The sequence below is a fragment of the Streptomyces purpurascens genome (assembly GCF_045040895.1).
Classification (GTDB): Bacteria; Actinomycetota; Actinomycetes; order Streptomycetales; family Streptomycetaceae; genus Streptomyces; species Streptomyces purpurascens.
Genome location: NZ_CP108341.1, coordinates 2,260,791 through 2,274,377, shown reverse-complemented (window position 1 = coordinate 2,274,377; position 13,587 = coordinate 2,260,791). Strand labels below are relative to the sequence as shown.

Below are 13,587 nucleotides of genomic sequence, written 5' to 3'. Positions count from 1 at the left end.
GTGTTGATCAGTCGTTCTTCGGCTCCACGAACTGCATGTCGAGCTGGATCTTCACCACTTCCCCGAGCAGACCGGGAGCGAAGTCGAGCCCGAACTCGCTGCGCCGGATCTCGCCCGTCGCCTCGAACCCGGCATGCCGGCTGCCGTCCATGGGCACCTCGACCAGCCCGCCGAACTCCACGGCGAGCGTCACCGGCCGGGTCACCCCGCCGATCGTCAGCTCACCCTCCATCGTCCAGTCCTCACCCTCACCCGACACCCGCGTCGAGCGGTACGTCATCGTCGGGCGCTTCTCTACGTCGAGCAGGTCGGAGGCGCGGACGTGCGCGTCCCGGTCGGCGTTGCCCGTGTCGATCGAGGCCAGGTCGACGGTCGCGGAGACCCGCACGTCCTCGACCCGTTCCCCGACGGAGAGTTCGGCCTCCAACCGCTCGAAACGACCCCGCACCTTGGCGATGCCCAGGTGACGGATGGTGAAGTTCACGGAGGAGTGGAGCGGGTCCAGGGCCCAGTTCCCCGGAGCGAGCGGCAGGGCGGTGGCGGAAGCGGCGGCAGCGATGTCATTCGTCATGTGCTCCACCCTGAGGGCCGGGCGGCCCAGGAGGGAGACCGTCCGGAGCCTGGTAGTGGCAGGGCCACGATCCGCGCCCGCGCGCGTTGTACGTTCGACGGGTGAGCGACAACGAGTTGGGCACCTTCCTGCGCACCTGGCGTGAAGCCGTCAGCCCCGCCGAGGTGGGGCTGCCCAAGGGGCAGCGGCGCCGCACCCCGGGCCTGCGGCGCGCCGAACTGGCCACGCTCGCGGGCATCAGCGTCGAGTACCTCACCCGGCTGGAACAGGGACGCGACAGCAACCCCTCCGCCCAGGTGCTCGGTGCCGTCGCGGACGCCCTGCACCTGTCGCTCAACGACCGGATGCTGCTGCGCCGCCTGACCAAGGAGGCGAACGGCGGCGACCCGCTGATCTGCGCGGCGGCCCCGTCGCTCGGCCGCACGGCGCGCCCCACCGTCCGGTCCGTGCTGGACCGCCTGGAGCCGACCCCCGCGCTGGTGGTCAACTGGATCGGCGACATCCTCGCCCACACCGCGGGCTACGAGCGGCTGGCCGGCCCCATCGGCCTGCTCGACGACGAGCGGCCCAACCTGCTCCGATACCTGTTCACCGACGAGCGGGCCCGCAGCGCCTACCGCGACTGGGACCGGGTGGCCGACGACCTCGTAGCCCGGCTCCGGCACGGGGCCCCTCTCCGGGACCCGTACGTCGCTGAGCTGGCCGACGAGCTGACAGTGACGGCGGGGGCGGACTTCGCCGACCGGTTCATGGACCTGGCCGTGGTGCCACGGCGGACGGCGACCCAGCACATCGAGCACCCGGAGGCCGGATCGCTGCGCCTGCTGCAAGAGACGCTCGTACTGCCCGACGAGGGCCAGCGCGTGATCGTCCACCTGCCCGCCGACGATGCCACGGCCGCCGCCCTGGACCGCCTCGACGGCCGCCGCCCCGGCGCGCTGCGGGCCGTGGGCGAGGCCGGCTGAGCGGATTCAGCCGTCCAGCTCGTGCGCGAACGGCGGCTCCGCCCCCGCCCGTGAGCAGGTGACCGCCGCGGCGCGGGCCGCGAAGCCCAGCAGTTCCGTCCAGCCGTCGGACCCCAGTGCGGCCAGGGCCCGCTCGCTGAGGGCGTCGCGTACCGCGAGACCGTGCAGCAGCGCCGCGTTGACCGTGTCGCCCGCGCCGATCGTGTCCACGACCTCCACTCGCTCGCCCGGCACCGCGTACTCGCCGCCGTCGGCGGTGAAGACGGTCAGCCCGTCGCCGCCCCGGGTGATCACGACCGCTGCCGGGCCGGCCGCCAGCCACTCCCGGGGCGTGCCACCGAGCCACTGGGCGTCCTCGGCGGACAGCTTCAGCAGCGACACCGACGGCAGCCAGCTCTTGAACCGCGCCCGGTAGGCGTCCGCGTCCGGGATCAGCCCGGCCCTGATGTTCGGGTCCAGCGCGGTGAACACGCCCTGCGCGGCCGCCGAACGCATCAGCTCCTCGTACGCGCTCGCCCCCGGCTCCAGCACCAGCGAGCAGGTGCCGAAGGAGACCGCACGGGTGCCCGACGGCAGCGCGGAGGGCGCCGCGAACAGCCGGTCCGCCGTCCCGTCCACGTAGAAGGAGTACGCCGCCGAGCCGTCCACCCCGACCGTGGCGACGGCGAGGGTCGTCGGCTCGGCGCCGCGCTGCACCGACGCCACGTCGACCCCGGTCTCGCTCAGCCTGTCCAGCAGCGCCTCCCCGAAGGCGTCGTACGACACCCGGGAGCAGAAGGCGGCGGGGGAGCCGAGGCGGCCCAGCGCCACGGCCGTGTTGTACGGGCCGCCGCCGAGCGCCGGCTGCAGCGCCGCCAGGGCACCCGCGCCCCGCGGTACCAGGTCGATCAGTGCCTCACCGGCGACGACGATCATGCGACGGTTCCTCTCTCGGACTGCCCGGCCTCGCGCGGATCGCGCGGACCGCGCGGATTACTGGGGCTGTTGGGCCTGCTGAGGCCGTTCGGGATGCTCGGATCGCGTCGGCTCCTCCGGGCAGCCGCACGATGTGCGATGGACGAAGGCGGAGGGGAGCCGCACGGTCCGCGCCGGCCGGTCCGGCTCGGCGAGACGCTCCAGGAGCACGCGTACGGCCCGGGCGCCGATGTCCTTGCTGGGCTGCGCGATCGCGGTGAGCCGCGGCGAGAACAGATCCGCCCACGCGAAGTCGTCGAAGCAGCACAGCGCGATGTCGCCCGGTACGGACAGGCCGCGGGCGCGCAGGGCACGCAGGGTTCCGATGGTCATGGCGTTGTTGCCGGTGACGAGCGCGGTGGGCGGCACGGCGAGGGACAGCAGGGCCGCGGTGGCCTGCTCGCCACCGGCCGACTCCGAGTCGCCGTGCGCCAGGAGCCGTTCGTCGTACGGCAGTCCCGCGAAGGCGAGACCGCTCCGGTAGCCGGTGATCCGCTCGCTCGTGGTGCTGAGCCCCGGCCGCCCCGCCACCAGCCCGATCCGCCGGTGGCCGAGGCCGGCGAGATGGGTGACCAGCCGGGACGTCGGTTCGGCGTTGTCGGCGCACACCTGGTCGAAACGCGGACCGCCGTCCGCCGCCGGGGCGTCCACCAGCCGGTCGAGGAACACCGCCGGTACGTCGTGCCGCCCCAGGTAGGCGAGCAGTCCGCGCGGATCCGCCGAGGGCGCGACGATCATGCCGTCCACCCGGCGCTCGTGCAGCAGCTGGACGACCTTGCGCTCGTGCTCCGGGTCGTCGTGCGGATCGGCGATCAGCAGGCTGTAGCCGTGTTCCAGGGCACTGGCCTCGACGCCCTGGAGGATCTCCGTGAAGTACGGGTTGCTGATCGCCGACACCGCCAGCCCGATGGAACGGGTGCGGGACGTCACCAGGGAACGGGCCAGCGTGTTCGTGGTGTAGCCGAGCTCCTCCACGGCGTCCAGGACCGCTTGGCGGGTGTGCGGCAGCACCGGCCGGGTGCCGTTCAGCACGTGCGAGACGGTCGCCACGGAGACACCGGCGCTCCGCGCGACGTCGGCCATGGTCGCCATGCCGTTCCCTCCTCCGCTTCCGGCGGTCCGGCGGGGAACGTATCGCATCCGACGCCGGACGTAAACGCTTGCGCAAACGTTTACGTCCGTGCGGGACCGTCACCGCGACCGCAGACCGACCGCGGCCCCGCCGTCGTGACGCCTACTCCCAGTCCCAGCCGATCCCCAGAAACCCGGCCCGCACCCGCGGCTCGACCACGTGCACCGACCGGTGCCGGCCGCTCAGCGCCAGCTCCTGGCAGCCGCTGCGCGGCGCCGCCGCCGAGGGCTGAGCGAACCGGTGGCAGCTGACCGGGAGGGCGGCCGCGTCGAAGCGCACCTGGAGCGCGTACTGGCCGCCCGGGGCGTCGAAGCCGCGGACGTACTCGCGCGACTCGTCCGCCGTCCCGTCCTCGACGCCGTAGCGGAACAGGAAGGTGTCCCCGGCCCGCAGCCGGGTGTCGAAGAGCAGCTCGGCGGCGAGCACACCGGTGTCGTGGTGCCAACGGACGCGGCCCGTACGGCAGTTCTCCAGGGCATGCACCCTCATGCGCTCGGGCACGGCTCCCCGGTCGCCGTGGTGGACGGCGACGAAGCGGTCGATGCCGTCCCGGTGGGCGCGCACGATGTGGTGCGACTCGCGCTCGGCCAGCTCGCGCCGCGCCCCGATCCGCAGCCGCTCGTGGTGCCCGAGGGTGTGCAGGCCCCCGTCCGGCGGGCAGTCCAGCTCGGCCAGCAACTGGTCCAGGACCCCGGAGGCCTCGACGAGGGAGCGATAGGACCGGGCCGCTGACCGCTGCCCGGACGGGCCGGCGTCGGACTCGGCGAGCAGCCGGATCAGCGACTCCTCGGGAAGCTCCAGGATCTCTTCCAGCGCGCGGACGGCGCGCAGCGACTCGGGGCGCTGCGGACGCCTGGCCCCCTGCTGCCAGTAACTCAGGCTCGTGACACCGACCTTCACGCCGTGGCGGGACAGATGGTGCTGCACGCGTTGCAGCGGCAGCCCACGGGCTGCGATCGCCGCACGCAGGGCGACGTGGAAGGGGCCGCCTCGCAGGGCCGAGTCCAGGTCCGCGGTGGCGACGTCCGCGTGCTGTGTGGCGTGCGGCATGCAGGGGCCTCTCTGTGAGTCGGCAACGGCTGGTCAGACCGTTCGCACGGGCCGCCCGGGGCCGTCCCGCCGGCGCACGGCAGGCCTTCACATCCGTACGTCGTCGTTCAGGGCCCCGAGTTCCACCGCATTGAAGCGTGTTGACCTGGTCCCGACAACACCTGATGCCGGACAGTGATGTACGCCCGCCCGGACATGCGAACGCCCGGGGCCTGCACCCCGGGCGTTCGCGGCAGGCGGTGAATATCTAGGAGCGGTCGCTTCCGCCCTGTTCCTCGAGGGCGAGACGCTTGGCCCGCACTATGTCGGGGTCGCGCGGGTCCAGGGCGTCGCGCAGCGCGAACGCCTCGTCCGCGTACCGGCGGGCACGGACCGTCCGCCGGGTTTTCTCGATCCGCATCTGCTTCATCTGCGCAGCCCTCCGACCCGTGGCCCGCCCGCTCCGCGTGGGAAGCGGCCGGTCCGCACTGACAACCTGTGCCTGCACCGACACGGCCCTCGTCCGCCGGACGCCGCCGTGTCCCCGTGGGAAGCCTGCATTCCCGCTACCGGCCTGCCGTAATCCCCGCGGCGGGACATGCCGTTGGAAACTGCCACCCGCCAAGCCCGTGATCGTGCCCCGCGCTCCCGTCGGACTGTCGGTGCTCGCCAGTAGGGTGTGAGACATGGCCGACCCCTCCAGCTACCGCCCCAAACCGGGTGAGATCCCCGACACGCCGGGGGTCTACAGGTTCCGTGACGAGCACCGCCGGGTGATCTACGTCGGAAAGGCGAAGAGCCTGCGCCAGCGCCTGGCGAACTACTTCCAGGACGTGGCGGGAATGCACCCGCGTACCCGGACCATGGTCACCACGGCCGCGTCCGTGGAGTGGACGGTGGTGTCCACGGAGGTCGAGGCGCTCCAGCTGGAGTACTCCTGGATCAAGGAGTACGACCCCCGGTTCAACGTCAAGTACCGCGACGACAAGAGCTACCCGTACCTCGCGGTGACGATGAACGAGGAGTACCCGCGCGTGCAGGTGATGCGCGGTCACAAGAAGAAGGGCGTCCGCTACTTCGGGCCGTACGGGCACGCGTGGGCCATCCGCGACACGGTCGACCTGCTGCTGCGCGTCTTCCCCGTGCGCACCTGCTCCGCCGGTGTCTTCAAGAACGCCGCCCGCACCGGCCGCCCCTGCCTCCTGGGCTACATCGGCAAGTGCTCGGCCCCCTGCGTGGACCGGGTCTCCGCCGAGGAGCACCGCGAACTGGCCGACGAGTTCTGCGACTTCATGGCCGGCCGGACGAACACGTACATCCGCCGGCTGGAGAAGCGCATGGCGGAAGCGGCCGAGGAGATGGAATACGAGCGGGCGGCCCGGCTGCGCGACGACATCGAGGCCCTGAAGAAGGCCATGGAGAAGAACGCGGTCGTGCTCGCCGACGCGACCGACGCCGACCTGATCGCGGTCGCCGAGGACGAGCTGGAGGCGGCCGTCCAGATCTTCCATGTGCGCGGCGGACGCGTGCGCGGTCAGCGCGGCTGGGTCACCGACAAGGTGGAGGAGATCACCACCGGCGCCCTCGTGGAGCACGCCCTGCAGCAGCTCTACGGCGAGGAGACCGGCGACGCCGTCCCCAAGGAGGTCCTGGTCCCGGCCCTGCCCGACCCGGTGGAGCCCGTCCAGGAGTGGCTGACCGGGCGGCGCGGCTCGATCGTCTCCCTGCGTGTCCCGCAGCGCGGCGACAAGAAGGCCCTCATGGAGACGGTGCAGCGCAACGCGCAGCAGGCGCTCGTCCTGCACAAGACCAAGCGCGCCTCCGACCTGACCACGCGCTCGCGTGCCCTGGAGGAGATCGCCGACGCCCTCGACCTGGACAGCGCCCCGCTCAGGATCGAGTGCTACGACATCTCCCACCTCCAGGGTGACGACGTCGTGGCGTCCATGGTCGTCTTCGAGGACGGGCTCGCCCGCAAGAGCGAGTACCGCCGCTTCCAGATCAAGGGCTTCGCCGGGCAGGACGACGTCCGCTCCATGCACGAGGTGATCACGCGCCGCTTCCGGCGCTACCTCGCCGAGAAGGAGAAGACGGGGGAGTGGACCGACGGCGAGAACGCCGAGACTCCTGAGATGGACGGCACCGGCGCGATCGTCGGACCCGGCCTCGCCGAGGACGACGGCCGCCCCAGGAAGTTCGCCTACCCGCCCCAGCTCGTGGTCGTCGACGGCGGCGCCCCCCAGGTCGCGGCCGCCCGGCGGGCCCTGGACGAGCTCGGCATCGACGACATCGCCGTGTGCGGCCTCGCCAAGCGCCTGGAGGAGGTCTGGGTGCCCGGCGACGACGACCCGGTGGTCCTGCCCCGCACCAGCGAGGGCCTGTACCTGCTCCAGCGGGTCCGTGACGAGGCCCACCGGTTCGCGATCACCTACCAGCGCTCGAAGCGGGCCAAGCGCTTCCGCTCCAGCCCCCTGGACGACGTGCCGGGACTCGGGGACACGCGGAAGCAGGCACTCCTGAAACACTTCGGTTCGTTGAAGAAATTGCGATCTGCCACCATCGACCAGATCTGCGAGGTTCCCGGCATAGGCCGCAAGACCGCGGAGACCATCGCGGCGGCCCTCGCCCAGGCGGCCCCGGCCGCACCCGCCGTCAACACGGCGACCGGAGAGATCATGGAAGAGGAGCCCGGCACGGAACCTGGCACGGAACGCGGCACCATGGGTTCCAGTGGGGAGCCCGTGACGATGGGCGCCCCGGACGAACGACGGGGGCAGGAGACATGAATGTGAACGAGCACGACGGGCAAGAACAGCAAGCCGGAGACGGAGCACAGGTGAGTACGGGCACGCCCAACGACAAGGCCCCGGTCCCGGACGCGGCCATCCCCGAGCTGGTGATCATCTCCGGCATGTCCGGGGCCGGCCGCTCGACGGCCGCGAAGTGCCTGGAGGACCTCGGCTGGTTCGTCGTCGACAACCTGCCGCCCGCGCTGATCCCCACCATGGTGGAGCTCGGCGCCCGCTCCCAGGGCAACGTGGCCCGGATCGCCGTCGTCGTCGACGTCCGCGGCCGCCGCTTCTTCGACAACCTCCGCGACTCCCTCGCCGACCTGGAGGCGAAGAACGTCACCCGGAGGATCGTCTTCCTGGAGTCCTCCGACGAGGCCCTGGTGCGCCGCTTCGAGTCGGTCCGCCGCCCGCACCCCCTCCAGGGCGACGGCCGGATCGTCGACGGCATCGACGCCGAGCGCGAACTGCTGCGCGAGCTGCGCGGCGACGCCGACCTGGTGATCGACACCTCCAGCCTGAACGTGCACGAGCTGCGCGCCAAGATGGACGCCCAGTTCGCCGGCGAGGAGGAGCCGGAGCTGCGGGCCACGGTGATGTCCTTCGGCTACAAGTACGGCCTGCCGGTCGACGCCGACCTCGTCGTCGACTGCCGCTTCCTGCCGAACCCGCACTGGGTCCCGGAGCTGCGCCCGTACACCGGCCTCAACGACGAGGTCTCCGGGTACGTCTTCAACCAGCCCGGCGCCAAGGAGTTCCTCGACCGGTACACGGAGCTCCTCCAGCTCGTCGCCACCGGCTACCGCCGTGAGGGCAAGCGCTACGTGACCATCGCCGTGGGCTGCACGGGCGGCAAGCACCGCTCGGTCGCCATGTCGGAGAAGCTCGCCGCCCGGCTCGCGTCCGAAGGCGTGGAGACAGTGGTCGTACACCGGGACATGGGACGCGAATGACACGACGTACTCCGCGGCTGAGCCGGCTGCGCCGGGTGGTGCCCGACGGCAGCACCGACGCACGGGCCGGCCGGCCCGCCGAGGCCCGGGGCGGCAGACCGCGCCGCCGGGGCACCCAGCCCAAGGTCGTCGCCCTCGGCGGCGGCATGGGGCTGTCCGCCTCGCTGGCCGCACTGCGCCGGATCACCGGCGACCTCACCGCCGTCGTCACCGTGGCCGACGACGGCGGCTCCAGCGGCCGGCTCCGCGACGAGCTGGGCGTGCTGCCGCCCGGCGACCTGCGCAAGGCGCTGGCCGCGCTGTGCGGTGACGACGACTGGGGCCAGACCTGGGCCCGGGTCATCCAGCACCGCTTCCAGTCCCAGGGCGACCTGCACGAGCACGCGGTCGGCAACCTGCTGATCGTCGCCCTCTGGGAGCAGCTCGGCGACCACGTGCAGGCCCTCGACCTGGTCGGACGGCTGCTGGGCGCCCAGGGGCGTGTGCTGCCCATGTCCGCCGTCCCGCTGGAGCTCCAGGCCCTGGTCAAGGGCCACGACCCGGAGCGCCCGGAGGAGGTCGACACGGTCCGCGGCCAGGCCACCGTCGCCCTCACCCCGGGCGAGGTGCAGTCCGTGCACGTCGTGCCGCACGACCCGCCCGCCGTGCCCGAGGCGGTCGAGGCCGTCCTGGACGCGGACTGGGTGGTGCTCGGTCCCGGCTCCTGGTTCTCCTCGGTCATCCCGCACCTGCTCGTGCCCGAGCTGCTGGACGCGCTCACGCAGACCAAGGCACGCCGGGTACTCTCCCTGAACCTCGCCCCGCAGCCCGGAGAAACCGAGGGCTTCTCCCCGCAGCGTCATTTGGAGGTTTTGGGACGACACGCCCCTAAACTCGCCCTGGACGTGGTGCTGGCCGACGAGGCCGCCGTGCCCGACCGTGACTCCCTGACCGACGCCGCCAAGCGCTTCGGGGCCGCGGTCGAGCTGGCGCCGGTGGCCAGGCCCGACGGGACCCCGAGGCACGACCCGGAGCTGTTGGCCGCCGCGTACGACCGTATTTTTCGGATGCATGGAAGGATCGGCCCATGGCGATGACGGCAGCGGTGAAGGACGAGATCTCCCGGCTCCCCGTCACCCGGACCTGCTGCAGAAAGGCGGAGGTCTCCGCCATGCTGCGGTTCGCCGGCGGCCTCCACCTGGTGAGCGGTCGGATTGTGATCGAGGCGGAGCTGGACACGGCGATGGCGGCCCGCCGCCTGAAGCGGGACATCCTGGAGATCTTCGGCCACAGCTCCGAACTGATCGTGATGGCACCCGGCGGACTGCGCCGCGGCTCCCGCTACGTCGTGCGCGTCATCGCGGGCGGGGACCAGCTGGCCCGCCAGACCGGCCTGGTCGACGGGCGCGGCCGCCCGATCCGCGGCCTGCCCCCGCAGGTGGTCTCGGGGGCCACCTGCGACGCCGAGGCCGCCTGGCGTGGCGCGTTCCTGGCGCACGGCTCGCTCACCGAGCCGGGCCGCTCCTCCTCCCTCGAGGTGACCTGCCCGGGCCCCGAGGCCGCGCTCGCGCTGGTCGGCGCCGCCCGCCGCCTGTCGATCGGGGCCAAGGCCCGTGAGGTGCGCGGCGTGGACCGGGTCGTCGTGCGTGACGGTGACGCCATCGGTGCCCTGCTGACCCGGCTCGGTGCCCATGAGTCGGTGCTGGCCTGGGAGGAGCGCCGGATGCGCCGCGAGGTGCGCGCCACGGCGAACCGGCTCGCCAACTTCGACGACGCCAACCTGCGTCGCTCGGCCCGCGCGGCCGTCGCCGCCGGTGCCCGCGTGCAGCGCGCTCTGGAGATCCTCGCGGACGACGTCCCCGAGCACCTCGCCGCCGCCGGCCGGCTGCGCATGGAGCACAAGCAGGCCTCCCTGGAGGAGCTGGGCGCGCTCGCGGACCCGCCGCTGACCAAGGACGCCGTCGCCGGCCGGATCCGACGCCTGCTGGCCATGGCCGACAAGCGCGCCTCCGACCTCGGCATTCCGGGCACGGAGTCCAACCTCGCCGACGAACTCGCCGACAACCTCGTCGGCTGACCTCACAGGCCGTCAATCAGCCGGTGCCCGACGCCCACTTGGGTGGTCGGCACCGGCTTTTGCGTGTCGTTCAGGCACTCTTGACTCGATCATGGACTGTCATGAGCCTGGCATCTGTTCGCTGCTGTGGCGAACCCACGCAAGGGGGGTTCATGAGACGTAGAGCGAGATCGATCCTCGCTGTCGGCGCGCTCCTGATCGGCGGAGCGAGCATCGCACCCATCGCCCAGGCACAACCGGGAAGTTCAGCCCCGTCCGACTCGGACGAAGTCAAGGTCTTCCGGGCCGAGGTCACCCAGAAGCAGGTACCCCTGCTGCTCGCGGCCGGCCAGGACGGCCACGAACTCGGCGAGCAGGTGCCCGAGAAGGGCACGGGCACCGTCGAGGTCTATCTCACCGACCAGCAGGCGAAGAAGCTTCGGAAGCAGGGCGTCGGCCTCGCCGAGCACAAAGTCTCCGCAGGTGCCGAGAAGCGCGTCAAGAACGCCGCCGAGGGCGTGTTCCGCCCGTACAGCGGAGGGGGTGGCCTGAAGGAGGAGATCCTCCGGGCCGCGCAGCAGCACCCCGGCCTCACCAAGGTCGTCTCCATCGGCAAGACGGTGGGTGGCCAGGACATCCTCGCCCTGAAGCTCACCAAGAACGCGAAGAAGACGAAGGACGGCTCCAAGCCCTCCGTCCTCTACATGTCCAACCAGCACGCGCGCGAGTGGATCACGCCGGAGATGACCCGGCGCCTGATGCACCACTACCTGGACAAGTACAAGACGGACAAGCGCGTCAAGAAGATCGTCGACTCCACCGAGCTGTGGTTCCTCCTGTCGGCCAACCCCGACGGCTACGACCACACCTTCAAGAGCGACGGCAACCGCATGTGGCGCAAGAACCTGCGGGACGTCAACGGCGACGGCATCATCGGCACCGGCGACGGCGTCGACCTCAACCGCAACTTCACCTACAAGTGGGGCTACGACGACGAGGGCTCGTCCCCCAACCCCACCAGCGAGACCTACCGCGGCGCGGGCCCGGGCTCCGAGCCGGAGACCAAGGCCCTGGACGCCTTCCAGAAGCGGATCGGCTTCACGTACGGCATCAACTACCACTCCGCCGCCGAACTCATCCTCTACGGAGTCGGCTGGCAGGTGGCCACCCCGACCCCGGACGACGTCCTGTACGAGGCGCTCGCCGGCACGCCCGAGAACCCGGCGGTTCCCGGCTACCACCCGCAGGTCTCCTCCGAGCTGTACACGACGAACGGCGAGGCCGACGGCCACGCCTCGAACGTCAACGGCCTGGCGATGTTCACTCCCGAGATGTCGACCTGCGCGACCGCCTCGAACATCGACCCGAACGACGAGTGGAAGGCGTCCGACTGCCGGTCGGTCTTCACCTTCCCGGACGACGAGAAGCTGATCCAGCAGGAGTTCGCGAAGAACGTCCCGTTCGCGCTCTCCGTCGCCGAGTCGGCCTCCCACCCCGACCGGCCGTCCTCCTCGGTCGGCATGAGCGCCGCCGACTTCACCCCGGCCGCCTTCTCCACGTCGTACTCGCGCGGCGCCGACCAGGAGATCTCCGTCGTCGCACGCAAGTCCGTGCGCGACAAGGAGCTCAGGTACCGCGTCAACGGCGGCCGCACCGAGGACATGGCGCTGAAGCCGTGGAAGGGCGGCGAGACGTACGGCGGTGAGGACAACCTCTACTTCGACGAGTACCGGGCGAAGGTCAAGGACGGCGACCCGGGCGACAAGGTCGAGGTGTGGTTCACCGGGGAGACGAAGAACGGAAAGCCGGTCTCCAGCAAGCGCTTCACCTACACCGTGGCCGAGCTGCCCAGGGCGAACACCCTCGTGGTCGCCGAGGAAGGCGCCACCGCCACGCAGGCGCAGAGTTACGTCGACGCGCTCAGGGCCAACGGCCGCAAGGCGGTCGTCTGGGACGTCGCCAAGCAGGGCGCGCCCGACGCGCTCGGCGTGCTGAGTCACTTCGACACCGTCGTGCACTACACGGGCGCGGGCGTCCCGGGTGTCGCCACCCAGCTCCAGCTGCGGGCCTTCCTCAACGAGGGCGGCCGGCTGATCGAGGCGGGAGAGCAGGCCGGCGGCAGTGTCGACCTGGGCGGCGGGGCCCTGTCGAACGACTTCAGCCAGTACTACCTGGGTGCCTACAGCCGTACCTCGACCCCCGGGGCCACCGCCTTCACCGGCTCCGGCAGGCTCGGCAGCTCAACGGCCACGCTCGTCGGCGCCCCCGGCAACCCGCTGGACAAGGCGGGCACCTACGCGGTGACCTCCGGCGAACTGCCCGCCGACACGTACCCGCAGTTCGCGAGCGAGGGCGCGGGACGGTTCGCCGGCACGGTGAACCCGTACGGCCCGTACGCCGGCTCCTCCATGGCGGCGGCCGTCCACACCAACGACGGCTACAAGCGCCTCACCCGCACCGTGGACCTCACCGGCACCACGGCGGCCGACAAGCCCACGCTGCGCACCCAGTTGCTGTGGGACACCGAGCCCGGCTACGACCACGTCCTGCTGGAGGCTCACACCACCGGCACCGACGACTGGACGACCCTGCCCGAGGCGGGCGGCGCCACCAAGGCCACTGTGCCGGAGGAGTGCGCGGCCGGCTTCTACGTCAATGAGCACCCGTGGCTGAAGCGGTACCTCACCCTGACGGACAACGGCTGCACCGCCGCCGGCAGCACCGGCCAGTGGCACAGCCTCACCGGCGCCTCCAGCGGCTGGCAGCAGGTGAACTTCGACCTGAGCGCCTATGCCGGCAAGACGGTCGAGGTGTCGATCAGCTCCGTCACCGACCCGGGCACCGGCGGGCGCGGCGTCCTCGCCGACGACGCCTCGCTCGTCGTCGGCGGCACGGCGAAGGAGACCGAGGGCTTCGAGACCTCCCTCGGCGCCTGGAAGACGGCCGGCCCGCCCGCGGGCAGCCCGGCCGTCCTCAAGGACTGGACGCGCACCGGGGCGCTGTTCCAGACATTCGGCGCGGTCACCACGGACGACACGGTGCTGCTGGGCTTCGGCCTGGAACACGTCGCCGCGGCGGCCGACCGGACGGCACTGATGAGGAAGGCACTCGCATCCCTGGACGGGTGACATCCCTTCCCTGAAAGGGTGACGTCCCTGG

The 13,587-nt window shown here is 71.7% G+C and carries 11 protein-coding genes; 6 read left to right on the top strand and 5 right to left on the bottom strand.

What is annotated here, in order from left to right; all coding sequences use genetic code 11:
- Nucleotides 1–7: 7 nt before the first annotated feature.
- A complete protein-coding gene (locus tag OHU35_RS10390; RefSeq protein ID WP_189730985.1) occupies nt 8–571 on the bottom strand; it encodes a YceI family protein in 564 nt (187 codons plus the stop codon).
- Between the two features lie 101 nt (nt 572–672).
- On the opposite strand from OHU35_RS10390, the gene OHU35_RS10385 reads away from it, so the two are divergent.
- On the top strand, nt 673–1,536 hold the full coding sequence (locus tag OHU35_RS10385) for a helix-turn-helix domain-containing protein (RefSeq protein WP_189730987.1): 864 nt from the start codon (nt 673–675) through the stop codon (nt 1,534–1,536).
- Between the two features lie 6 nt (nt 1,537–1,542).
- On the opposite strand, the gene OHU35_RS10380 is transcribed toward OHU35_RS10385, so the two are convergent.
- The 4 genes from OHU35_RS10380 to OHU35_RS10365 form a co-directional block, all read right to left on the bottom strand.
- Nucleotides 1,543–2,451: a carbohydrate kinase gene (locus OHU35_RS10380; RefSeq protein WP_189730989.1), complete on the bottom strand. Its 909-nt coding sequence runs from the start codon at nt 2,449–2,451 to the stop codon at nt 1,543–1,545.
- A gap of 57 nt (nt 2,452–2,508) precedes the next feature.
- Entirely contained in the window at nt 2,509–3,582 is a 1,074-nt protein-coding gene (locus tag OHU35_RS10375) for a LacI family DNA-binding transcriptional regulator (RefSeq protein WP_189730991.1), read from the bottom strand.
- 142 nt (nt 3,583–3,724) lie between these two features.
- Nucleotides 3,725–4,672 (bottom strand): hypothetical protein, encoded by a 948-nt coding sequence (locus tag OHU35_RS10370; protein ID WP_189730993.1) that lies wholly within the window; start codon nt 4,670–4,672, stop codon nt 3,725–3,727.
- Nucleotides 4,673–4,919: 247 nt separating this feature from the next.
- Entirely contained in the window at nt 4,920–5,072 is a 153-nt protein-coding gene (locus tag OHU35_RS10365; protein WP_184597020.1) for a hypothetical protein, read from the bottom strand.
- Between the two features lie 265 nt (nt 5,073–5,337).
- Here OHU35_RS10365 and uvrC point away from each other — a divergent pair, with 265 nt between their 5' ends.
- The 5 genes from uvrC (at nt 5,338) to OHU35_RS10340 (ending at nt 13,556) form a co-directional block, all read left to right on the top strand.
- Nucleotides 5,338–7,437: an excinuclease ABC subunit UvrC gene (gene uvrC, locus OHU35_RS10360; RefSeq protein WP_189730997.1), complete on the top strand. Its 2,100-nt coding sequence runs from the start codon at nt 5,338–5,340 to the stop codon at nt 7,435–7,437.
- Entirely contained in the window at nt 7,434–8,393 is a 960-nt protein-coding gene (gene rapZ / locus OHU35_RS10355; protein ID WP_189731000.1) for an RNase adapter RapZ, read from the top strand. The genes uvrC and rapZ overlap by 4 nt, the downstream gene beginning before the upstream one ends.
- Entirely contained in the window at nt 8,390–9,469 is a 1,080-nt protein-coding gene (yvcK, locus tag OHU35_RS10350; protein WP_189731002.1) for a uridine diphosphate-N-acetylglucosamine-binding protein YvcK, read from the top strand. Before rapZ ends, yvcK begins: the two co-directional genes overlap by 4 nt.
- Complete coding sequence (gene whiA / locus OHU35_RS10345; RefSeq protein WP_189731004.1) at nt 9,460–10,449, top strand: DNA-binding protein WhiA; 990 nt, start codon at nt 9,460–9,462, stop codon at nt 10,447–10,449. The genes yvcK and whiA overlap by 10 nt, the downstream gene beginning before the upstream one ends.
- 152 nt (nt 10,450–10,601) lie before the next feature.
- A complete protein-coding gene (locus OHU35_RS10340) occupies nt 10,602–13,556 on the top strand; it encodes a M14 family metallopeptidase (RefSeq protein WP_189731006.1) in 2,955 nt (984 codons plus the stop codon).
- Nucleotides 13,557–13,587: the final 31 nt, after the last annotated feature.

Excerpts from the sequence above, each read along its gene's own strand:
- OHU35_RS10370 (WP_189730993.1), bottom strand. The coding sequence starts at position 4,672 with ATGCCGCACGCCACACAGCACGCGGACGTCGCCACCGCGGACCTGGAC.
- yvcK (WP_189731002.1), top strand. The coding sequence starts at position 8,390 with ATGACACGACGTACTCCGCGGCTGAGCCGGCTGCGCCGGGTGGTGCCC.
- OHU35_RS10380 (WP_189730989.1), bottom strand. The coding sequence starts at position 2,451 with ATGATCGTCGTCGCCGGTGAGGCACTGATCGACCTGGTACCGCGGGGC.
- OHU35_RS10390 (WP_189730985.1), bottom strand. The coding sequence starts at position 571 with ATGACGAATGACATCGCTGCCGCCGCTTCCGCCACCGCCCTGCCGCTC.
- OHU35_RS10340 (WP_189731006.1), top strand. The coding sequence starts at position 10,602 with ATGAGACGTAGAGCGAGATCGATCCTCGCTGTCGGCGCGCTCCTGATC.
- OHU35_RS10365 (WP_184597020.1), bottom strand. The coding sequence starts at position 5,072 with ATGCGGATCGAGAAAACCCGGCGGACGGTCCGTGCCCGCCGGTACGCG.
- uvrC (WP_189730997.1), top strand. The coding sequence starts at position 5,338 with ATGGCCGACCCCTCCAGCTACCGCCCCAAACCGGGTGAGATCCCCGAC.
- whiA (WP_189731004.1), top strand. The coding sequence starts at position 9,460 with ATGGCGATGACGGCAGCGGTGAAGGACGAGATCTCCCGGCTCCCCGTC.
- OHU35_RS10375 (WP_189730991.1), bottom strand. The coding sequence starts at position 3,582 with ATGGCGACCATGGCCGACGTCGCGCGGAGCGCCGGTGTCTCCGTGGCG.
- rapZ (WP_189731000.1), top strand. The coding sequence starts at position 7,434 with ATGAATGTGAACGAGCACGACGGGCAAGAACAGCAAGCCGGAGACGGA.